The sequence below is a fragment of the Sphingobium aromaticiconvertens genome (assembly GCF_037154075.1).
GTDB lineage: Bacteria > Pseudomonadota > Alphaproteobacteria > Sphingomonadales > Sphingomonadaceae > Sphingobium > Sphingobium aromaticiconvertens.
In genome coordinates this window covers 162755-184680 of record NZ_JBANRJ010000002.1, presented here as the reverse complement: position 1 = coordinate 184680, position 21926 = coordinate 162755, and the positions used below count along the sequence as shown (strand labels likewise).

Here is a 21926-nt window from a genome sequence, read left to right as displayed (position 1 = left end):
CGATCGAGCCATCCGTGTCACATCGTCGGGATGACGAAACTCTGATCGACGACCGAACCACCGGTCGGCCAGCGCTGCGTGATCGTCTTGGTCTGCGTATAGAACCGGATGCCGTCGGTCCCATATTGGTTGAGGTCGCCGAAGCCCGAACGCTTCCACCCGCCAAAGCTGTAATAGGATACCGGAACCGGGATCGGGACGTTGATACCGACCATGCCTACCTCGACCGTCGTTGCGAACCGACGGGGTCGCGGTCGAGACCTTTGGACGCATCGATATATTGATCAACAATGTCGGCGGCGCGATCCGCATGCGTCCCTATGCTGCGTTCACGCCTAAACAGATCGATGCGGAAATCCGCCGCTCGCTGATGCCGACGCTATATTGCTGCCATGCAGTCCTGCCTACCATGCTGAAGCAGGGCGTCGGGACGATCGTCAACCTCTCATCCAACGCCACGCGTGGTATCCGGCGAGTGCCCTATTCGGCGGCGAAGGGCGGCATTAACGGCCTGACGCAGGCGCTGGCGATGGAATATGCGCAGGATGGCATCCGGGTCGTTGCCACCGCACCGGGCGGCACACAAGCTCCGTCGCGAAGGGTTCCTCGCAATCCTGACGGCGACAATCAACAGGAACAGGCGTGGATGGCGGAAGCCGTAGGTCAGGTGACGTCTTCTGCGTTCATGAAACGCTATGGCACGCTTGACGAGCAGATCGCGCCCATTCTGTTCCTCGCGTCGGACGAGGCAAGCTATATTACCGGATCGATTCTGCCCGTCGCGGGCGGGGATTTAGGCTGAAGGGACGAGAATGCAGAAAATATTTGACAGTCCCGCCGCCGCGTTGGACGAACTCCTGTTCGATGGCATGTCGATCATGTCCGGCGGCTTTGGTCTGTCGGGTAATCCCGAAAGCCTGATCCCGGAAATCCGCGCGAGCGGCGTGAAAGACCTGACGATCATTTCGAACAATGCGGGCGCCGACGGCTTTGGCCTGTGGATGCTGCTGGAAAGCCGGCAGGTTAAGAAGATGATCTCCTCCTATGTCGGGGAGAACAAACTGTTCGAGAGCCAGTATCTGTCGGGCGACCTCGAACTGGAACTGAACCCGCAGGGGACGCTGGCCGAACGCATTCGCGCTGGCGGCGCAGGCATTCCGGCTTTCTACACCAAGACCGGGGTAGGCACCGTCGTCGCTGAAGGAAAACCGGTCGAGACGTTCGAGGGCGAGGAGTATGTCCGCGAAACCTGGCTGCGCGCAGACCTGTCGATCATCAAGGCGTGGCGGGCGGACGCCGCAGGCAATCTGATGTTCCGCAAGACCGCGCGAAACTTCAATCCGAACATGGCGACAGCGGGTAAGGTTACCGTCGTGGAGGTCGAGGAAATCGTGGCCGAAGGCAGTTTCGACCCTGACTGCATCCATACGCCCGGTATCTATGTCGACCGCATCGTACTGAGTACGATCAACGAAAAGCGGATCGAAAAGCTGACCACCCGTCCGAAGGAAATTGCGGCATGAGTTGGAACCGCGATGAAATGGCGGCGCGCGCCGCGCAGGAATTGCGCAATGGCTTCTACGTGAACCTTGGCATCGGAATCCCGACGCTGGTCGCCAACCATGTGCCCGAAGGCGTGAACGTGACGCTGCAGAGCGAGAATGGCATGCTGGGCATCGGACCTTTTCCCTATGAGGGTGAGGCAGACCCCGACCTTATCAACGCAGGCAAGCAGACCATCACCGCGCTGCCAACGTCGAGCTTCTTTTCCTCGGCCGACAGCTTCGCGATGATCCGAGGCGGTCCTTGGTGCGATGGAGGTTGCCGCCAATGGCGATCTGGCCAACTGGACCATTCCGGGCAAAATGGTGAAGGGCATGGGTGGCGCAATGGATCTTGTTGCCGGCGTCAAGCGCGTGGTCGTGGTTATGGATCATGTATCGAAGAACGGCGATCCCAAGATTCTTTCCCAATGCACATTGCCGCTGACCGGCAAGGCAGTGGTCGATCTGATCATAACTGACCTTGCCGTTATTGCAGTCGATCGTGCCATGGGTGGGCTGACGCTCGTGGAACTCGCGCCCGGCGTGAGCGAGGCCGAAGTGATGGAAAAGACGGGGGCGCCTGTTGCTGTGCTTGAAGCCGCTTAAAGACAGGACTTCCCGAACGATGATCGCCCCATGCCTTGATGGTCTGCACACAGATATCGCGCCGGAGATTTAAATGGCCTTCACCCAGCGCCCCGGAGCGCATCTTTATTGGAAGCGTGACGGCCGGGATGACGGGCCTGCGCTGGTTCTGCTTAACTCCATCGGCACCGACATGGACTTGTGGGACGGGCTGTTGCCACGCCTGCGCGACCGCTTTGCGCTGTTGCGCATTGATGCCCGCGGGCATGGAGCGTCTGTAGCAGGGGCGGGCGACTATTCACTGGCGATGCTGGCGGACGACGTCTTTGCCATCGCCGATGACGCCGGGTTCGACCGCTTTTCCGTTGCGGGCGTATCCTTGGGCGGGATGATCGCGATGGAGATGGCGTTGCGTGCACCCACGCGGATCGAAAAGCTGATGCCCGTCTGCACATCTGCGACGATGGATGCAGCATCCTGGGATGACCGCATCGCCACAGTCAGGCGCGATGGCATGGCCGCCATAGTCGATCTGGTTATGGGACGCTTCTTGTCGGACGCGGCCGAACCGGCGGTGTTTCAGGCGGTGCTCCGCCAATTGCTGGCGATGGATCGCGAGGGTTATGCCGGTTGCGGCGCGGCGATCCGCGATATGGCTCTGGCGGACCGGATCACCGGTATCGCATGCCCAACCCTGATCGTCACCGGCACTCGCGACACGTCGACTCCATTTAAGGGCCATGGCGACCATCTGCTCGCCCAAATACCCGGCGCAGCTCATGTCGAGTTGGAAGCCGCGCATCTGGCACCGCTTGAAGCGTCCGACGCACTGGCGGACACAATTACCCTGTTTCTGGAGACCTGATATCATGGCGCAAGCCTTCATCTGCGATGCTATTCGCACCCCGATCGGCAAGCTCAACGGATCGCTTGCAACCGTGCGCGCCGACGATCTTGCTGCGCTGCCGATCAAGGCGTTGATGGATCGCAACCCTGATACCGACTGGTCGACGCTGGACGATGTGATCCTGGGCTGCGCCAATCAGGCCGGTGAAGATAATCGCAATGTCGCGCGTATGGCCGTGCTGCTGGCAGGTTTGCCAGAGTGCGTTCCGGGCGTGACTGTAAACCGTCTGTGCAGCTCCGGGCTCAATGCGCTTGGTATCGCGTCACAGGCGATCCGTAGCGGAGACGCAGATTTCATGATCGCGGGCGGCGTGGAGAGCATGACGCGGGCGCCATATGTGCTGGGAAAGGCGGGCAGCGCCTTCGGTCGTGACCAGAAGATCGAGGATACGACGCTGGGCTGGCGGTTCGTCAATCCGGCGATGCAGGCAGCATACGGCGTAGATACCATGCCGCAGACCGGCGAAAATGTCGCGCAGGAGTGGGGTGTCAGCCGCGAAGCGCAGGACCGCTTCGCGCTCGCCAGTCAGGAGAAAGCGGCACGTGCACAGGCGGGCGGGCGCTTTGCCGCTGAGATCATTCCGGTATCGGTGCCGCAGCATAGGGGCGATCATGTGCTGTTCGAAGCCGACGAGCATCTGCGTGCAACCAGCCTTGATATTCTGGCAAAGCTGAAGCCTGTTACAGGTCCAGGCGGGACGGTAACGGCCGGTAATGCGTCGGGCCTTAATGACGGGGCCGCCGCGATGCTCGTGGCGACGGAAGCCACGGCAGCGGCGCAGGGACTGGTCACTCGGGCGCGCGTGGTCGGCATGGCCGCCAGCGGGATAGCGCCGCGGATCATGGGCGCTGGCCCGATCGAAGCGGCGCGGCGTGTGATGGCACGCCATAGTATCACGACGGACGCATTGGACGTGATCGAACTCAATGAAGCCTTTGCAAGCCAGGCCATAGCCACATTGTCGTCGCTGGGCATCGACCCCTTGGATCCGCGCGTCAACCCCAATGGCGGTGCCATCGCTCTTGGTCATCCGCTCGGCATGTCAGGAGCACGTATCGCGTTATCGGCTGTCGAAGAGTTGCATCGAGTTCAGGGGCGTTACGCCCTGGCGTTTATGTGCGTGGGCGTTGGTCAGGGTGTGGCTGTTTTACTGGAGCGCGCATGACCCCGTCATTCGATGGGTCGAGCTACAAGGAAGTGACCTACGAAAATTGGACAGCAGCAACGCGCCGTAGCGCCCAACAGTCGTTCAAAGGCGCGTGCGGTATCTGGCCAGCAGGTCGTCGATAAAGTCGATGACGGCGCGGGTCCGAGGCGACTTCTGGTGCTCGGGGCGAAGGACGAGCCAGTAGCTGCGCGTGATTTCCACTTGCTCAGGCAGGATGCGGACAAGGCCCGGTTCGCTGTCAGCGGAAAAGCGGTGGAGCAAGCCCAGGCCTACGCCGGACGCCACCGCCTTCTGCTGCGCGACGATCGAACTGGAGCGGAATACGGGGCGTGTCTCGTCCGCGACTTCGGACAGGTAGCGCAGGCCGTGCATGTCGATCATCTGGTCGATATAGCCGACAAAGGGCTGCGCAGCGACGTCCTGCGCGTTGCGAATAGGCGGGTGGCAGGCGAGATAATCAGCCGAAGCGTAAAGGCCGAGCCGATAATCGCACAATTTGCGCACCACCAGCTTGCCCCGTGGCGGTCGATCGACGGTGATGGCGATGTCGGCCTCTCGGTTGGCGAGACTGACGGCGCGGGACTCGGGCATCAGCTCCAGCAACAGGCCTGGATAGCGGGCGTGAAAATCCACGATGTTAGGCGCGACGATATAGGTGCCGAAGGCTTCGGGCGTGGCGAGGCGGACTTCCCCCGCGATCGCTTCGGCCCGGCCGGACAGCGCCGCTGCCGCTGCCTCAAATTCCCGTTCGGCGCGTTCGGCATGATCGAGCAACAGCGTGCCTGCCGCAGTCATAGCCACCCCGCGCGAGGTGCGGTCGAACAAATGCGCGCCCAGTGCTTCCTCCAGCGCGGTCAGGCGGCGGGCGACGGTGGTGTGATTGATGCCCAGGGCCTGCCCCGCCTTGGTGAGGCGGCCAGCGCGTGCGACGGCCAGAAACAGGCGAAGATCATCCCAATGGAGCATATACACCTACGCACAACAGATACGCAGATATGCGCATTTTTGCGTGCAACGCCATAGGATATTCGCCACGCCAGACATTAATCCGGAGGCGATCATGCGCATTATCGACAATTTCATCGGCGGCCATCATCAGGCATCGACTTCCACCCGGCTGGGCGATGTGTTCGATCCGGCGACCGGCAGGGTACAGGCGCAGGTTCGCCTGTCCGACCCCACCGAACTGGACGCAGCCGTCGCCAATACGCAGGCGGCCCAGCCTGCCTGGGCAGCGATGAACCCGCAGCGCCGCGCGCGGGTGATGTTCAATCTCAAGGCCCTGATCGAAAAGCATATGGATGAACTGGCCGAAATGCTGTCGGCCGAACATGGCAAGGTGCATTCGGATTCCAAGGGCGATATCCAGCGCGGCCTCGATGTAGTGGAGTTCGCCTGTGGCATTCCGCATCTTTTGAAAGGCGAATATACGGAAGGGGCAGGGCCGGGGATCGACGTGTATTCGATGCGTCAGCCGATCGGCATCGCGGCGGGCATAACGCCGTTCAACTTTCCTGCAATGATCCCGATGTGGATGTTCGCGCCCGCAATTGCGTGCGGCAACGCATTTATCCTGAAGCCGTCAGAGCGCAATCCGTCGGTACCGGTCAGGCTGGCCGAACTGGCCATGGAAGCGGGGCTGCCAGCAGGCATCCTCAATGTCGTCCATGGCGACAAGCAGGTCGTGGACGCTATTCTCGACAATCCTGCGATCCGCGCGGTCAGCTTTGTCGGATCGTCCGATATCGCCCAATATGTCTATGGACGCGGCGCATCGAACGGCAAGCGGATGCAGTGCATGGGCGGGGCGAAGAATCATGGCATCGTCATGCCAGACGCCGATCTGGATCAGGCGGTCGCCGACATTCTGGGCGCTGCCTATGGCTCGGCGGGCGAACGCTGCATGGCGTTGCCGGTGGTCGTGCCGGTGGGCGAAGCGACTGCGGTGGCGCTGCGGGCAAAGCTGGAGACCGGCATCGCAGGCTTGCGGGTCGGCGTGCCGAGCGATCCTGACGCCCATTACGGCCCGGTGGTCAGTTCGGCGCACAAGGCACGGATCGAAAACTATATCCAACTGGCGGTCGATGAAGGGTCTGAGCTGGTCGTCGATGGGCGCGGGTTCGCACTCCAGGGCTATGAGGACGGCTTCTTTCTGGCGCCCACGCTGCTCGACCATGTGAAGCCGGACATGCAAAGCTATAACGAAGAGATTTTCGGCCCGGTGCTGCAGATGGTGCGGGCGCAGACGTTCGAAGAAGCTCTGAGCTATCCGACGAAGCATCAATATGGCAACGGCGTGGCGATCTTCACCCGCAATGGCGATTATGCGCGGAAATTCTGCGCCAATGTCGAAGTCGGCATGGTCGGCATCAACGTGCCGATCCCGGTGCCGGTAAGCTATCACAGCTTTGGCGGGTGGAAGCGGTCGGGCTTTGGCGACATGAACCAATATGGCATGGAGGGCGTGCGCTTCTACACCCGGGTCAAGACTATCACGCAGCGTTGGCCCAGCGGCGGCGCGGTGATGGACCAGAGCTTTGTCATTCCGACCATGGGTTGAACGCGGAGTTCGGTTTTTTTGGGCCCAACCTCACGACTCCGCTGCAAACAAGTGCAGCCGTACGCCAGGACACACCGGGTTCGGCACGGTGAGTTATTTATCGGGCAGGCCTATCGTGATAGATTCCTAAGGTCTGTGGACAATAGGGAATCACATTTTCGGGAGAATGTGATTCCTGCTTCCTTTTGGGAGCGCTGTGATGGACGCGAGCCGCTTTGTTGTGAGTGATGGGATGTGGTCTCGGCTTGAGGGGATATTTCCCGGCAAGGCGGTAGACCGGGGTGTGACGGCGGCTGATACCCGCTTGTTTCTGGAAGCGGTGTTCTGGCGGGTCCGCACGGGTTCACCTTGGCGCGACCTGCCAACCGGGTTCGGTAATTGGAACAGTGTTTTCAGACGGTTCCGGCGTTGGGCGCGCGACGGGGTGTTTGACCGGCTTTTCGAGGCAGTTTCGGGCGATCCCGACATGGAATATGCCCTGATCGATGGCACGGTTGGTTCCGTTCACCAGAAGGCGACCGGCGCTAAAGGGGCACTCAAAATCAGGCCATCGGGCGCTCGAAAGGCGGACTGACCACCAAGATTATGGCCATGGTCGATGCGCTGGGCAATCTGGTGCGCTTTGTCCTGATGCCGGGGCAACGCAACGACCTCATGGGCGTCAGGCCGCGGATCGATGGCATTTCGTTCGATGCCCTGCTCGCGGACAAAGCCTTCGATGCCAACTGGCTGCGCGCAGCCATCTTTGAACGTGGCGCAAAAGCCGTGATCCCCTCGCGAAAGAATCGCAAAACTCAAATCGACTTCGACGCCGAGATGTATAAATGGCGCCATCTGGTCGAAAACTACTTCGCCAAAATCAAGGAGTTCCGTGGCATTGCGACCAGATATGACAAAACCGACGACAGCTTTCGCGCCAACATCAATCTGACCGCTACACTCATCGCTTGTCGGTAATTGTCCACAGACCTTAGTGCAGGCTAGGCCTGGCGGACATGCAAATCAGGGGGATACGGTTGATACCATTGGGCGCGTGCTGATGCGCGGGGCCAACGAACAACCGGATGCAGAGGAGAGGAGATCAAACCCCTATAAATCCTGGGATTTCGCACTTCGATCTAGAATCCACCCGCTTACAATCGTTGTTCCTGCCATTTAGAGAAGTCCCTATTTCCGCCATATAGAAATGTCACAGGGTGGGGAACAGCAGGGGCTGCGTGGAGCCATCGACACAGCGCAGCGCAGACCCTGCTGCTGCGCTGACCATGGTGTAGAGAACCCATGGACCCGCTGCCCTGCAGTGGGCCCGGTCATTTCCTCTGCACGAAGGCGAGCGTGCGGCGTTCGCGCAACGCCTCATCACTGAGCCTGGGACCGCGCTTGAGCTTCGAGCCGCCCAGTTTGCGACGGTCGATCTTTGGTGGCGGTTCTGGCTCGGGGAACAGATGCATGGGTTGGTCACGGCGGGCAGGGGCGTCATTGTTGCGTTTGCGATGATGCGGCATGATCGCTTGCATCTGCCGGGCCAGCAGCAACGCTGCGTCCAGATGCTTGTTCTCGACAATGGCAGGCTGGTTCACCTGCCGCATCTTGTCGAACTGACGATAGGGCAGGACATGGCCCTCATGCTCGATCTCCAGTCGGCCGTCGGGATATTCACAGACCGTCACCCGCTTGCGCGCCAGCTTTCGCTGACATCGTTCGGCTCCAGGATGAACATCGCCTTGTTGTAGTGCAGCGTCAGCGCCGCCGTCACGGTCCGCTGCTCACGCCAGACCATGATCGAGCGCAGATCGTCATGCGGTGCAAGCGGGCGGTGCAGATCGCGGGCATCGAAGGCGGGTCGGGCGAACCGCTCGTTGTGCCTGGCCATATAACTGTCGAGGAAAGCGTTAGCGTCCTCGATCGATGAAATGCCTTCCAGGCGCATCGCTTTGACCAGGCGATCCTGCAAGGTGGCATTGGCCCGTTCGACCCGGCCCTTGGCCTGCGGAGAGTTGGCGCAGATGATATCGATGTTCAGTGCATCGAGTGCGCGGCCAAAATGCGTCATACCGTCTCCGCGCGCCGCACTGGCCTTGGCATTGCGGAAAACACTGTGCTTGTCGGAATAGAACGCCACCGGCTTGCCGTGTCGCTCGATGTACGCGCGGGTCGCCTCCATATAGGCGAAGGTACTCTCGCTCTCGACCATCTTCAGGTGCATCAGCTCACTGGTCGCGTCGTCAATATAGACGAGCAGGGTGCATTGCGGGCCGCGGTCTTCAAACCACCAATGCTTCGAGCCGTCGATCTGGATCAGCTCGCCACGGCAATCTCGGCGATAGCGAGGCTGATACGGGCGAGGGCGACGGGCGTCACGGTCCTTCCAGAATCCGGCCTGAATCATCCACTTGCGTAAAGTCTCGTGCGAAATCGTGATCTGGTGCCGCTCGGCGAGATATTCGGTCGCCAGCGTCGGACCGAAATCATGATAGTGCTGGCGCACCAGGTCGAGAACGCGTGTGCGAAGGTCCTCCTTGAAGGCGCGGTTGCTAGGGCGGCCGCGCTTCCAAGACACAAGTGCTTCAGGGCCGTCTGTATGTAATCGGTCGAGCAACCGGTACACCTGGCGGCGACATACCCCAAGCAGCATCGCTGCATCCTCGACCCTCAGTTCACCACGGTCGAAACGAAGCAGTGTATCGTACCGTGAAAGCTCGCCATGGCTCATTGCCACCACCGTCATAAGCGTGTCCTCCCGCATGCAGGAGAACATGCCACCGGAACCGCAAGACGTCCCGGTTGTGACATCTCTAAATTGCGGGGAGTGACATCTCTAAATTGCGCTTACAATGTTCCTGCCATTTAGAGAAGTCACAATTTCTGCCATATAGAAATGTCACACGTTGAGGAAAGCAGGGGCTGCGTGGAGCCCTCGGGATAGCGCAGCGCAGACCCTGCTGATGCGCTGATCTTGGGGTAGTGGCCATGGACCCGCTGCCCTGCAGTGGGCCCGGTCATGTCCTCTGCACGAACCTGAGCGTGCCGCGTTCGTGCAACGCCTCATCACTGAGCCTGGGACCGCGCTTGAGCTTCGAGCCGCCCAGTTTGCGGCGATCGATCTTCGCGGGTGGTTCCGGCTCGGGGAACAGATGCATGGGTTGGTCACGGCGGGCAGGGGCGTCATTGTTGCGTTTGCGATGATGCGGCATGATCGCCTGCATCTGCCGGGCCAGCAGCAACGCTGCGTCCAGATGCTTGTTCTCGACAATGGCAGGCTGGTTCACCTGCCGCATCTTGTCGAACTGACGATAGGGCAGGACATGGCCCTCATGCTCGATCTCCAGTCGACCGTCGGGATATTCGCAGACCGTCACCCGCTTGCGCGCCAGCTTTTCGCTGACATCGTTCGGCTCCAGGATGAACATCGCCTTGTTGTAGTGCAGCGTCAGCGCTGCCGTCACCGTTCGCTGCTCCCGCCAGACCATGATCGAGCGCAGATCGTCATGCGGTGCAAGCGGGCGGTGCAGATCGCGGACATCGAAGGCAGGGCGGGCAAACCGCTCGTTGTGCCTGGCCATATAACTGTCGAGGAAAGCGTTTGCGTCCGCGATCGACGAGATACCCTCCAGTCGCATCGCTTTCACCAGGCGATCCTGCAAGGTGGCGTTGGCCCGCTCGACGCGGCCCTTGGCCTGTGGCGAGTTGGCGCAGATGATCTCGATGTTCAGGGCATCCAGCGCACGGCCAAAATGCGTCATCCCGTCGCCACGCGCGGCGCTGGCCCGCGCGTTCCGGAAAACACTGTGCTTGTCGGAATAAAAGGCCACCGGCTTGCCGTGCCGTTCGATATACGCGCGGGTCGCCTCCATGTAAGCGAAGGTGCTCTCGCTCTCGACCATCCTGAGGTGCATCAGTTCGCTGGTCGCGTCGTCGATATAGACCAGCAATGTGCATTGCGGGCCGCGGTCTTCGAACCACCAATGTTTTGAGCCGTCGATCTGGATCAGTTCGCCCCGACAATCCCGGCGGTAGCGCGGCTGATATGGGCGAGGACGGCGAGCCTGACGATCCTTCCAAATCCCGGCCTCGATCATCATCTGCCGCAGCTTCTCACGCGAAATCCGGAGATCATGCCGTTCGGCCAAATACTCCGCAGCCAATGTAGGCCCAAAATCATGATAATGGGTCCGAACCAGTGCGACAATCTGATCTCTGATGGCATCATCCAAGCGCCGGTTACTTGGTCGACCACGGCGGCGCGACAAAAGCCCGGATGATCCATCGTCAAGGTAACGCGTCAGCAGTCGATGGGCGTGGCGGCGGCTGACGCTCATCAGCCTTGCGGCCTGGGTGACGGTCATGCGACCTGAAACCACATGCATCAGCGTCTCGACCCGCGAAAGCTCCTCGGTACTCATACGCAACACCGCCATGCTCAATACCTCCGAACAGCCGGAGGGCACGGTAGCCCAAGTGAGACATCTCTACTTTGCGCAACTGTGACATTTGAACGTTGCTGCTACAATCAGCCGGTTTGATAATAATAGTTATGTTAAATTTGGCCAGTTCCGTGGCGATCAGAACGACAGTTCTGCCTGCCTTGGAACCGCTCTCGGCTGCTCTTGGCGGCCGCCGATCAGACCGCGCGCGCACCCTGCCAGAACGTAGACGGCTTGGCGCTGCGCACCGCGATTATGATGATCGACACAATAGCCCTGATAGTGCCGCTTGAGCAAGCCAGCGCGCACGAGTTCTGATACCGCCCGGCTCACATTCGTTTTTCCCGACGCCCGTACCTGCTCACGGATGGCGTCGTCGACGATTGCCGTGGCCTGACCGACATTGGCGGGCAATGCGCCCGACATTGCCAGATCGCTGCGTATCCGCTCTTCCAGGGCAACGCGCCGGGGGTCACGCTGCCCCATCGGGGTTAGCGCATCACAAAGCCAGTCGCGCAAGGGAATGAGGCCGCCGCCCTTGGCTACCAGCGGCCCGGCGCTGCCGTCGGATCGGGAAACCTGTGCAATCAGGTTGAGCACCATGAAGGCATATCGCGGTCGAGACGATGACCGCGCAAGCATTTCCAGCAAGCAGGGCATATCCAGTTGCGGGCGGCCGTCGCCAATAATCGGAGCGTGCAACATAACGGGATTGAATCAAGCACATATGGGGGGTGAAGTGAATCCCCTTTGCCGCAGATTTTCATCATTTTGTCGGCTGTGACACTTTGCCCGAAGGTAAAGTGTCACGCGTGCCCTTTCATCATACCACCGTCGAATCGTGCCAAAGACGACCTGTGCTTTTCTTGCGGGGAGTTGGGCGCTGGAGGCAGCCGGTCTTGTTTTTCAATGGCTTCGCCGAATAGTGACTGGACGAAACTGCAATCAAAATGCGAATCGTTTGCAATATGAGCAGTCTCGAAGATGCTGGCCGCTTGGGCGATATCACCGCATTCGAAGCCGAATGCCGGCAGGCGACGACGCTCGACCAGCTCAAATCCTTGCTCGATGCAATTGTGCGCCAGTTCGGATTCCGCTGGTTCGCATTGGTGCACAATGTTGACCTGAAACGCACCACCCGCAAAGCCCTGCTGATAACCACCTATCCGGTGCGCTGGGTCGAGGAGGTAATAGACGCGCGCCTCCATCTTGACGATCCAGTCCACGTCGCCTGCGCCAAGACCGTCTCTGGGCTCACCTGGGATCATATCGGCGATTATATCTCGCCCAATGCTCGCCAGCGTTCGATCCTTGAACGGGGTCGCGCACATGGACTGGCATCTGGGTTCACCATGCCGATCAGGATGCGCAACGAGCCCGACGCTATGTTCACCATAGCGCGTCGGGGCGATGACAAGATCTCAAGCCCGGACCTTCTCTCTGCTAGATTGATTGGCACGGTCGCGTTCGACCAGGCTCGAACCCTTCTTGGTCCCGATGAACTGGTAAACGTGCCGATAGCGCTCAGCCCACGCCAGATCGACTGCATTGATCTGGTGGCACAGGGCAAAAGCGACTGGGAGATCGGACAGATACTGGGTCTGAGCCGCGACACTGTGCACGAATATGTCGAAGGCGCGCGCCGGCGTTATGGCGTCCGCCGTCGGACACAACTCGTGCTTCGCGCCGTTCGCGACGGACATCTCGATATCGAGGCTCTCGTGTAGCAAGCAGATCGGCGGCTTATGATCACCCTTGCCGAAGTGCAGGCGTTCTGCGCTGTGGCCCGCGGCGCTTCGAGCTCTCACGCCCTCCTGCAGGCTGTCGAAGAAATCACGGCATCGATGGGTTTCCGCTATTTCGCGCTTGTGCATCACATCGACCTGCTGAACCCGGGGAGCACAGCCGTTCGCCTCGTCAACTATCCGAGAAACTGGGTTGATGCGTTCGAGGAGGGCCGACTGTACGCTGCTGACCCGATCCATCGTGCAAGCCATACGACTACCATAGGTTTCGCCTGGTCGGTGGAGGCTATGATCTCACTCCACCCGCGGGACCACGCGGTATTGGCAGCGGCTCACTCCGCGGGCCTTGGAGATGGATTCACGATCCCTGCGCACGTCCCCGGCGAGGTGAACGGCTCCTGTTCTTTTGCCATGCGCAATGGGGAGGAACTCGACGAAGAGCAACTGCCGCTCGTCCAGCTTGTTGGCAGTTTCGCATTCGAAGCCGCCCGCAAGATAGCGCGCGCCACGATCGCTCCTATCGCGGCCGCGCCGCAACTTACCGAGCGTCAAATCGAATGCGTCGCGCTGGTTGCGCGGGGTAAAACCGATTGGGAAATCGCCAAAATTCTCGGAGTCGGCGCCGAAACCGTAACGCAGCATCTCAAGGATGCACGCGATCGCTACGGTGTAACCAAACGCACGATGCTCGCCATTCGTGCGCTCTTCGACGGCGCCATTAGCTTCACCGATATCCTGCGCTGACGATCCCTCCCCAGTTCTGGGGATAACGCAGATCATGACAAGCTGATCGAATGATCGCCTCACTGTTGATTGCCGTTGAGAAGTGACCCGGGGTTTTCATCGAGAAGTGACCCACCTTGCGATTATGTTTCGGATGTCACCGTTGGGTCAAGATGAGGTTTTCTCCTTTCGCGCTGTGGGCTGCTGAGCAGAGCTGTTTTTGAACCGGAAGCTGTCGTTGCCGGTTTCAAGGATGTGGCAGTGATGGGTCAGCCGATCGAGCAGCGCTGTGGTCATCTTGGCATCACCGAACACGGTGGCCCATTCACTGAAGCTGAGGTTGGTGGTGATGATGACGCTGGTGCGCTCGTAAAGTTTGCTGAGCAGATGGAACAGCAATGCACCGCCTGAGGCGCTGAACGGCAGATAGCCGAGCTCATCGAGGATCACGAGATCGGCGTGGGCGAGCCTTCCGGCGACCTGGCCTGCCTTGCCCTGGGCCTTCTCCTGTTCGAGCGCATTAACCAACTCGACGGTGGAGAAGAACCGCACCCGTTTTCGATGATGCTCGATGGCCTGAACGCCCAGCGCTGTCGCGATGTGGGTCTTGCCGGTGCCGGGGCCGCCGACCAGCACGATGTTGTCGGCAACGTCGATAAACTCACAGCGGTGAAGCTGGCGCACCAGCGCTTCGTTGATCTCACTGCTGGCGAAGTCGAAGCCTGCCAGGTCGCGATAGGCCGGGAACCGCGCAGCCTTGAGTTGATAGGATACCGATCGCACCTCTCGTTCAGCAGTCTCCGCCTTCAGGAGCTGGGACAGGATCGGGATGGCGGCATCGAACGCCGGTGCACCCTGTTCCATGAGATCGGTAACGGCCTGCGCCATGCCGTGCATCTTGAGGCTGCGCAGCATGACGATAATAGCGCCGCTGGCGGGATCATGACGCATGGCGGCTCTCCCGACGCAGAGCGTCATAGCGCTCGACATTGGCCATCGGCTCGCTGACCAGTCTCAGCGCCTGTGGCGCCGTGACCGGCGGCGTTGTCAGCGGCTTGCCGTCGAGCAGACGGTGCAGGAGGTTGAGGATATGGGTCTTGGTTGGAACGCCCCCCTCCAACGCCATCGTGACGGCCGTCAGCACGGTCTGCTCGTCATGATGCAGCACCAGGGCCAGGATCTCGACCATCTCCCTGTCACCGCCAGGAGACCGCAACAGATGCCGCTGCAGCCGCTGGAAGGGATCAGGCAGTTCAAGGAACGGCGCCCCATTGCGCAGGGCACCTGGCTTGCGCTGCACCACCGCCAGATAATGGCGCCAGTCATAGACGGTGCGCCCCGGCCCATCGTGGGATCGTTCGATGATACGCTGGTGTTCGCACAGCAACTGTCCCTCGGCGACCACCAGGAAGCGGTCGGGATAGACGCGCAGGCTGACGGGGCGGTTGGCGAACGACGCCGGCACGCTGTAGCGGTTGCGCTCGAGATGGACGAGGCAGGTCGGTGAGACCCGCTTGCCATACTCGACAAAGCCATCGAACGCCCTGCCTGTCGGCATCAGGCTCGCCACCTCATCCGCCCAGGCATCAGCGACAGACCCGGGCTCGATTCCGTGCGGAATATCCTGCCATAGCGCCTTGCAGCGCTCCTCCAGCCAGATGTTCAAAGCGTCGAGGCTCTGAGTCTGGGGGACAGGCTGCCACAGGCGATGCCGTGCATCCTGCACGTTCTTCTCGACCTGGCCCTTCTCCCACCCAGCGGCCGGATTACAGAACTCGGCCTCGAACAGATAATGGCTCACCATCGTCAGGAAGCGGGCGTTGACGGTCCGGCTCTTGCCGCGCCCGACCTTGTCGACGGCAGTCCTCATGTTGTCGTAGATGCCGCGTCGCGGCACGCCGCCCAGCACGCGGAACGCATGATTATGGGCGTCGAACAGCATCTCGTGGGTCTGCAGTAGATAGGCCCGCACAAAGAAGGCGCGACTGTAGCTGAGCTTGAAGTGCGCGACCTGCAGCTTGGTGCGCACGCCATCGATGATCGCCCAGTCCTCGCTCCAGTCGAACTGGAACGCCTCACCCGGTGCGAAGGACAACGGCACGAAGGTGCCTCTGCCGCTCATCTGCTGCTGGCGGCGATAATCATCACGCCAGTCCCGGGCAAAGGCCGCGACACGGCCATAGGAACCGTCAAAGCCGAGGCTCACCAGATCGGCATACAACTGCTTGACCGTGCGCTTCTGCTTGCGCGGACGGCCCATCTCCCGCCTCAGCCAGGCTGTCAGCCGCTCGACGAACGGGTCCAGCTTGCTCGGTCGCTCCGGCACCTTGAACTGCGGCTCGATCGTGTCCGACCGCAGATATTTACGAACGGTGTTGCGGGAAAGACCGGTGCGCCTGGCTATCTCCCGGATCGATAGATGATCGCGGTAATGCCACCGCCGGATAACGCTCAATAATGCCATGTCCAACACTCCATGGTCCCCCGCTCGTCAAAGCCAGGGACGTGTTCAAACATGGGTCACTTCTCAGTGGAAATTACTGGCTTCCCCGGGTCACTTCTCAACGGCAATCAACAACCACTCATCTTATAGTCTGCTCAAACAGACTCCGACCGTCTTCAAGCCACGTATCCAACCCGGCCTGGCCTCGGTGGAAAAAGAGAATATCTCCGAGCGAACCAATGCCCTCCGCCCGCGAAAATGAAGACAGCCGCGCACCTGAAGAAAGGGGCACGGCTGTCAAAATTGTCTGAAAAGCTCGATCGTTTCGACGCGGAGTGAGGGGTGAATGGATGCGCCCCCCGCCCTGCCCCGCCGATGGTTTACTCCATGGCGATCTCGGCAATGGGCGCTTCGACCTCATTGCCGTCATCGAACACCACCCGAACGCGCTCGGGCAGGATCAAACGTCCTGTCCGCCCGCCCACCGTCACCCGCACCGCATCGAGCGGCCGAGGCTGCGGCGGCACCCCCGTTTCGAACATCGACCGCAAACCGGCACTGGCACGAACCGGCCGGCTCGGTGCGGCGCGCACTGTGCCCTGTCCGTCCGAGAGCGCGGGCACATCGCGCAGACGGCCATCCGGCAGATTCTCGGATACCTTGAGTCCCGCGATGAACCGGCCACCCTCGGCCAGGGTCACGTTTTCATCACCAAGCCGCTCAATATAGGCACGCACCGCGTCGCCATGGATGCGGGCAGCCCGGTGCAGGTCGTAGAGCAACCGGATCGGCATCTGGTCAATCGCCGCACGCAGCCACGGCGCCATGTCGGCACAGGCGGCATAGAGCGATACGAACTGCTTCGAGCGGCCGAGCGCGCGGGCGATCTCCGCCTGTGTGACACCGGCGCTCAGCATGCGTTCGATCCCGGTCGCCAGATCATGGGGGGTCAGGCCTGCGCGCTGGTCATTCTCGACGATCTGATCGGCGAGCGTGTCGGCGCGGTTCACCACCGCCATCACGATCGCTGGGATGGTCTCGCGCCCGGCAAGGCGCGATGCCCGAAAGCGCCGCTCGCCGACACGGATGACATGAAGGCCGTCGCCATTCTTCGGGGCGACGATGATCGGCTGCAGGACGCCGCGCGCGGCGATCGAGGCAGCAAGATCCTTGAGCTCCGTCTCATCGAACACGCGCCGCGGATTTTCCGGATCGGCCATGATCCAGTCGAGCGGCAGATCCTCGACACGCCGCGCGCTGTCATGGAGGCCGACAAGCAGTCCGAACTCTTCGGCGCGTTGATCGAACTTGCCCATCACGCCGCACTCAGATGGCGGACGTCCATCCGGCGAACGATCTCCGCCAGGATCGGCCGGATTTCGTCAGCGGCCGCTTTGGCGCCGCTGCCGGTTTCGCGCCAGACCGGATGATGCTGTTCGGCCGAATGCTTGTAGGTCGGCCGCGCCTTGATGAAGGCGGGAAACATGAGCTTCTCGCCAACCGCGCGGGCGAGCTTGACCGCATTGTCCATTTCGCGTCGGTCGAAAGGATTGACCATCGAGGGCAACAGCCCGAGAAAATCGACCTTGCGCCCGCCGCGCGCCCCTTCCGCCTTTTTGAGCGCGGTGAGCAGCATCTTGGCGCATTCGATCGAATCCTCGGCGACCTGGACCGGCGCGATCACTGCGTCGGCCACTGCCATCGCACTCAAGGTCAGCTCGTCCCATTTGGGACCGGTGTCGATGACAATATGGTCAAAATGGGCACCAAGCGCAGGGAACCGGCCGAGGAAATCGCGGACATCCGCAGCTGCCTTGACCATCTGCAGGCGCGGATCCGCGGCGAAGACCGTGATGCCGGGCGCGTCGGTAAGCGCGAGCCGCGCCTCGGGATCGAACAGATCGGCCGAGAACCACCCGGTTCGCTCGCTGGCGAGCCGCCGGGTGGAACTGCCCTGCGGATCGAGGTCGAGAAAGGCGACGCGATTGCCCCCTTGCTCGGCCAGATACCAGGCGAGGTGGGTGGCGAGAAAGGTCTTGCCGACCCCGCCCTTCAGCAGGCTGACGACGATCGTCTTCATGGTCGCCGGATCCTCACGATTCATAGTCTTGGGGACCATCACGCAGATCGCGCTCATAATGGTCGCGCGACGACCAGTCGCCACCACCGCCGATCCCCGGACCGACATAGCGAAACAGGTAAACGGTGATCGCGAAGCAGACGAATGCGAACACGAACGCATGGTCTGGATGACGGGAAAAATAGTCGGCCACTGCGGGTCTCCTTGGCATGTTCCAGGGACACCGATCGGTCCCCTCACCGCGCAGCAAAACGCGGCCGCTCTCACCGCGCAGCCTCCCCTCTCGTGCCGGAGAGCAAGGGTCGATGGGACGTCTGGGCGGCACCGCCGACAGTCTGCTCAAGCAGACTTTTCGGCCATCCCCCCGGTCAGGGGGATGGCCGGGATCACTCGCCAGGGATGGGAAATCTGGTCAGGCCTGCGCCGGGCGCAACCGGGTGACGCAAAGCGATCCGCGCGGGCGGCAACGGCGAATTCCTTCAGTAAAAAGGTGGCCCCGACACGGTCGGGGCCATGATGGCTCAATATTCGTGGGTGAGAAGCAGTGTCAGTACGCGGATGGTGACATCAGGATCGGCCGGATCGGGTGATCCAAAGGTCAGCGCGCGATCATAATAGTCGATCTTCCAGTATAGGGCCTCGCCCACAAACTCGAAGCGCCCGAAATCGCGCTCGCCATGCGGATCGACGTCGGGACCAAATGCGTCATAGTCGCGCACGGTGCGCAGCAGTTCGGCGCGGCGCTGGAACCCGCGGAACAGGCTGGTATCGCCGATCAGGTCGGCGACCCCGGCGGTCATGACCACCTGGTTGACGCCCGGGTTATGGATGGACTGGCGCAGGGCATCATTGAGCTGCGCGATGGTCGCGATGCGCTGGTCTGCGGATAGGAGTTTGTCATTCTGGGGGTCGGTCATGACGTTCGACTTTCCAAACTGTGTCAGACCCCGCCGATCGGGGCCTTCCGACAGGCGACCGGACCGCCGGGGCATAGCGCGCCCGCGCACCCGACAGGGTCGCAACGGATGTGGAGAAGCCCGGCACCGGGCTTGCGCTGGCAAGTGCCGCGGCGAGGACGCCAAGCCAGGAAGGGACCATCGGTGCGGCGGTCAGAGGGAATAAGGAACGGCATGGCCGACTTTTCAGACCTGCTACTGGACGCACGAACGAGGGCTTCGCTATCATGTCGATCATGACAGACACCGCCCGGATCATTGCCCTTTGGCCACGCTGGACATCGAGCGTAGACGCGATGCAGCGGCTGCAGATCCAGGTTCGTACCCAGTGCCGTCGCTGCGGCGCCCTGATGCGCGCCGATCTCGACGAGCTGGTCGCCCGCTATGGCGGGAATGCGTCGTTGATCGATCGCCAAGAGCGATGCCGCATGGTGGCGTGCGATGGCGCGACATTCTACCTGGCCTCCCGGCGCTACGGTGGACCATGGCGCGTTCTGCTGGACGATGCGGCCCTGCGCGAGGGGCTGACAATATGCCCGCCAGCGCATCTCGCCCGTGGGCAACCAGCCCCTTCAGCCGATATCGCAGGGGTACTGGTACCTGGGCGCCGTTGATGCCTTACCACGGCAGGGATCGTGACCCGGATGGGCCGAGACCCGGCACGGGGCTCGGGGCGTCAGCCTAGAGCCCGGTCCGGTGCAACCGGAGCCGCCTGACCGCTCAATCCGCTTTCGCACCATTGAGATCACCGAACAGGCGAAGCAATATCGCGTCCAAGGTTGAGAGCTTTTCGAACCTGGTTATCCGGACCTTGCGATGACCCGGCCGCGCATTCTTCTCGCCCTCCGCCGTCCCCTTGCTATGTTTGGCAACGGCGAAAGCACTGATGTCCGGCAAAGGCTCGCCCGGCCCCGCGCCGAACCACAGATAATGATCGAAAAGGAGGTCCGGCGTCACCACGATCCAGAGCACGCAGCCGCTCGGCTTCTCCATCAGCTTGAGACTGATCTTGACCTCGTCGGTCTTGCCGCCGACGATTTTGGTCTTGAACTGGATATGGCGGGTCACGCCGCCGCGGGCCATTACCAGATCATAGCCGCCCGCGTCGAATTCGGAGCGCAATACCTCGACGTCGGTTACACCCAGTTGCCACAGGCGGCGCAGCGCTTCCCCGACAAAGACATGCTCGACGATGCGCTCACGCAGCGTCGAGTGGATGAAATGCGGGCTCGCTTCCTCGGTAAGATCGTCCAATCAGCGCTCGCACAATAAAGGCGGGGGCGAATGCCCCCGCCGGAAGGTTTCAGCTGAACGGATCATATTCGTTGATGACGACCACGTCGCCGTCAAAGTCGTCGGCGGTGATAACGGCGAACTGGTTGCCGATCCCGATGACCATCGTTGCGATCATGAGGGTCTTGGAGAGGCCGAGCGCGTGTCTGCGGGCGATCTTGATGTCGGTGAACATGTCGAGGCTCCTTGAAAGCCGGCGGGTTCATCCCCGCTCGACTGGCGCCCGAAGTGTTCGGTGGGTGGCCGCGATCACTTTTTGCCGCAGGCCAAAAGCCGTAGCGAAGCGACCGGACCCTTTACGGGTTGATCGCATTAGGCCGCGCGCCGGACCAAGGATTGCGCCTCAAAGAGCGGGGTGAAACTGCTGGCCAGAAGAGGTCATGGCCCCACCGGACGGACATCATGCGATGCGTGGGTCGGCCTCAGCGGAGACATGGATCTGCGTCAGCTGTTGTGATCGCCAACCCGGTCGAACCGGCTGTCATTATGGCGTGGCATCAGCGTGACCGATCGCGACACACCCTCGATCGGCACCTATGCTGGCGGATTTTGCAGCAGATCGGCGCTGAGAAACTCGACGAACGCCCGCGCGGCGATGCGGGTCGCGCGCCCCATTGGATAATAAGCGTGGACCGGCAACAAGGCGGTCTGCCACTCGGGGAAGAGTTGGACCAGCGCGCCGTTCTCCAGCTCAAGCCGGCACGCCCAGGATGTGGTGGACGTGACGCCGAGACCGCTTGCGGCGGCGGCCAGCGCGCCCGCCGTATCGTTGGTCGCGATATGCGGATGCACATCAACCGATACTGTCTCGCCATCCTTCTCGAACCGCCAGGACGAGGATTGGGTCGAGGCCGGACCACCGACAATCCGGTGCGCATCCAGCGCACCCGGCATTTCGGGTACGCCATATTGGGCGAGATAGGCTGGTGCTGCGACGATCACCCGGTGCATCTGGCCGATCAGCTTGGCGGTGCCTGAGCCCTCGGGCAGATTGCCGACACGGATACCAACATCGACCGCCTCGCGAACCATGTCCTGCCAGCTGTCGTCGAGCAGCAGTTCGATCTGGAGTTGGGGGTGCCGCTCGGCGAAACCCGACAATCGCGGCATGACAATGCGGATGCCCATGGTCGAGGGCATCCCGATGCGCAGCAGCCCGCGCAGCTCGCCGGTCTCTCGGATACTGTTCTCGGCATCCTCCAGCGCCGCCAGGATCGGTTCGATCCGAACCAGATATTCCTGGCCCGCTTCGGTCGGCACGACGGCGCGGGTCGTGCGCGACAATAGTCGCGTCCCCAGCCCCGCCTCCAGTTCGGCGATCATGCGCGAGACCTGCGACTGGGCAAGGCCGCTCTCCCGAGCCGCCGCCGAGAAGCTGCCGAGCCGGGCGACACGGGTGTAGAGACGCAGTGTTTGGATGTCCTTCATATTGATGCTGACCTAGCATAGGTCATAGCCGATTTGAACGGCTACCGAGTGAACCGAACATCCGCCATTT

The 21926-nt window shown here is 61.4% G+C and carries 20 protein-coding genes and 4 pseudogenes; 10 read left to right on the top strand and 14 right to left on the bottom strand.

The features are described from left to right. Positions 1-17 precede the first annotated feature (17 nt). Positions 18-245 (bottom strand): annotated as a pseudogene (locus WFR25_RS25545) (aldehyde dehydrogenase family protein); the annotation flags it as partial. Positions 246-250: 5 nt separating this feature from the next. Between WFR25_RS25545 and WFR25_RS25540 the strand changes: the two are divergent. The 5 genes and pseudogenes from WFR25_RS25540 to pcaF all read left to right on the top strand — a co-directional run. After that, positions 251-802 (top strand): annotated as a pseudogene (locus WFR25_RS25540) (1,6-dihydroxycyclohexa-2,4-diene-1-carboxylate dehydrogenase); the annotation flags it as partial. Positions 803-812: 10 nt separating this feature from the next. Beyond that, complete coding sequence (locus WFR25_RS25535) at positions 813-1523, top strand: CoA transferase subunit A (RefSeq protein WP_011950733.1); 711 nt, start codon at positions 813-815, stop codon at positions 1521-1523. Then, positions 1520-2150 (top strand): annotated as a pseudogene (locus tag WFR25_RS25530) (3-oxoacid CoA-transferase subunit B). Before WFR25_RS25535 ends, WFR25_RS25530 begins: the two are co-directional and overlap by 4 nt. 73 nt (positions 2151-2223) lie before the next feature. Beyond that, on the top strand, positions 2224-2994 hold the full coding sequence (locus WFR25_RS25525) for an alpha/beta fold hydrolase (RefSeq protein WP_011950735.1): 771 nt from the start codon (positions 2224-2226) through the stop codon (positions 2992-2994). Positions 2995-2998: 4 nt separating this feature from the next. After that, positions 2999-4201, top strand: coding sequence for a 3-oxoadipyl-CoA thiolase (gene pcaF, locus WFR25_RS25520; RefSeq protein ID WP_011950736.1), 1203 nt, complete (start codon positions 2999-3001; stop codon positions 4199-4201). An 84-nt stretch (positions 4202-4285) separates the two neighbouring features. Here pcaF and WFR25_RS25515 read toward each other — a convergent pair whose 3' ends face one another. Further along, positions 4286-5170 carry a LysR family transcriptional regulator gene (locus WFR25_RS25515; RefSeq protein ID WP_011950737.1) on the bottom strand — a complete coding sequence of 295 codons (885 nt, stop codon included), beginning with the start codon at positions 5168-5170 and terminating at the stop codon, positions 4286-4288. 94 nt (positions 5171-5264) lie between these two features. On the opposite strand from WFR25_RS25515, the gene WFR25_RS25510 reads away from it, so the two are divergent. Together WFR25_RS25510 and WFR25_RS25505 are read left to right on the top strand one after the other, a co-directional pair. Further along, positions 5265-6764: a CoA-acylating methylmalonate-semialdehyde dehydrogenase gene (locus tag WFR25_RS25510; RefSeq protein ID WP_011950738.1), complete on the top strand. Its 1500-nt coding sequence runs from the start codon at positions 5265-5267 to the stop codon at positions 6762-6764. 199 nt (positions 6765-6963) lie between these two features. Beyond that, positions 6964-7721, top strand: a protein-coding gene (locus tag WFR25_RS25505) for an IS5 family transposase (RefSeq protein ID WP_086014485.1) whose coding sequence is annotated in 2 segments (ribosomal slippage) — positions 6964-7294 and positions 7294-7721 — 759 coding nt in all. Because the reading frame shifts where the segments join, the coding sequence is not laid out codon by codon here. A gap of 353 nt (positions 7722-8074) precedes the next feature. On the opposite strand, the pseudogene WFR25_RS25500 reads toward WFR25_RS25505, so the two are convergent. The 3 genes and pseudogenes from WFR25_RS25500 to WFR25_RS25490 form a co-directional block, all read right to left on the bottom strand. Next, positions 8075-9492, bottom strand: a pseudogene (locus WFR25_RS25500) (ISNCY family transposase). A gap of 271 nt (positions 9493-9763) precedes the next feature. After that, positions 9764-11182 (bottom strand): ISNCY family transposase, encoded by a 1419-nt coding sequence (locus WFR25_RS25495; protein WP_056366771.1) that lies wholly within the window; start codon positions 11180-11182, stop codon positions 9764-9766. Positions 11183-11326: 144 nt separating this feature from the next. Next, positions 11327-11893 (bottom strand): hypothetical protein, encoded by a 567-nt coding sequence (locus WFR25_RS25490; protein WP_281825227.1) that lies wholly within the window; start codon positions 11891-11893, stop codon positions 11327-11329. Between the two features lie 245 nt (positions 11894-12138). Here WFR25_RS25490 and WFR25_RS25485 point away from each other — a divergent pair, with 245 nt between their 5' ends. Both WFR25_RS25485 and WFR25_RS25480 read left to right on the top strand, forming a co-directional pair. Further along, complete coding sequence (locus WFR25_RS25485; protein WP_336975156.1) at positions 12139-12915, top strand: autoinducer binding domain-containing protein; 777 nt, start codon at positions 12139-12141, stop codon at positions 12913-12915. 18 nt (positions 12916-12933) lie between these two features. Continuing rightward, positions 12934-13677, top strand: coding sequence for a LuxR family transcriptional regulator (locus WFR25_RS25480; RefSeq protein ID WP_336975154.1), 744 nt, complete (start codon positions 12934-12936; stop codon positions 13675-13677). Between the two features lie 147 nt (positions 13678-13824). On the opposite strand, the gene istB is transcribed toward WFR25_RS25480, so the two are convergent. From istB to WFR25_RS25450, 6 genes are all read right to left on the bottom strand, one after another. Next, a complete protein-coding gene (gene istB, locus WFR25_RS25475) occupies positions 13825-14607 on the bottom strand; it encodes an IS21-like element helper ATPase IstB (protein ID WP_336968219.1) in 783 nt (260 codons plus the stop codon). Beyond that, complete coding sequence (gene istA / locus WFR25_RS25470) at positions 14597-16120, bottom strand: IS21 family transposase (RefSeq protein WP_336968217.1); 1524 nt, start codon at positions 16118-16120, stop codon at positions 14597-14599. Before istA ends, istB begins: the two co-directional genes overlap by 11 nt. Positions 16121-16479: 359 nt before the next feature. Continuing rightward, positions 16480-17415, bottom strand: coding sequence for a ParB/RepB/Spo0J family partition protein (locus tag WFR25_RS25465; RefSeq protein WP_336975170.1), 936 nt, complete (start codon positions 17413-17415; stop codon positions 16480-16482). Further along, entirely contained in the window at positions 17415-18179 is a 765-nt protein-coding gene (locus tag WFR25_RS25460) for a ParA family protein (RefSeq protein WP_336975152.1), read from the bottom strand. Before WFR25_RS25460 ends, WFR25_RS25465 begins: the two co-directional genes overlap by 1 nt. Before the next feature lie 13 nt (positions 18180-18192). Next, the gene (locus tag WFR25_RS25455) at positions 18193-18372 is read right to left on the bottom strand and encodes a hypothetical protein (RefSeq protein WP_336975150.1); all 180 of its coding nucleotides are present in this window, start codon (positions 18370-18372) and stop codon (positions 18193-18195) included. Between the two features lie 328 nt (positions 18373-18700). After that, positions 18701-19096 (bottom strand): DUF3768 domain-containing protein, encoded by a 396-nt coding sequence (locus WFR25_RS25450; protein ID WP_336975148.1) that lies wholly within the window; start codon positions 19094-19096, stop codon positions 18701-18703. Positions 19097-19362: 266 nt separating this feature from the next. Here WFR25_RS25450 and WFR25_RS25445 point away from each other — a divergent pair, with 266 nt between their 5' ends. Then, positions 19363-19749, top strand: a complete 387-nt coding sequence (locus WFR25_RS25445) for a hypothetical protein (protein WP_336975146.1) — start codon at positions 19363-19365, stop codon at positions 19747-19749. Between the two features lie 106 nt (positions 19750-19855). Here the strand turns inward: WFR25_RS25445 and WFR25_RS25440 are convergent, their stop codons facing one another. The 3 genes from WFR25_RS25440 to WFR25_RS25430 all read right to left on the bottom strand — a co-directional run bounded on the left by WFR25_RS25440 (position 19856) and on the right by WFR25_RS25430 (position 21856). Further along, entirely contained in the window at positions 19856-20389 is a 534-nt protein-coding gene (locus WFR25_RS25440; protein ID WP_336975144.1) for a hypothetical protein, read from the bottom strand. 49 nt (positions 20390-20438) lie between these two features. Then, the gene (locus WFR25_RS25435) at positions 20439-20603 is read right to left on the bottom strand and encodes a hypothetical protein (protein ID WP_323810657.1); all 165 of its coding nucleotides are present in this window, start codon (positions 20601-20603) and stop codon (positions 20439-20441) included. A gap of 359 nt (positions 20604-20962) precedes the next feature. Continuing rightward, positions 20963-21856 carry a LysR family transcriptional regulator gene (locus WFR25_RS25430; RefSeq protein ID WP_336975141.1) on the bottom strand — a complete coding sequence of 298 codons (894 nt, stop codon included), beginning with the start codon at positions 21854-21856 and terminating at the stop codon, positions 20963-20965. Between the last annotated feature and the right edge of the window lie 70 nt (positions 21857-21926).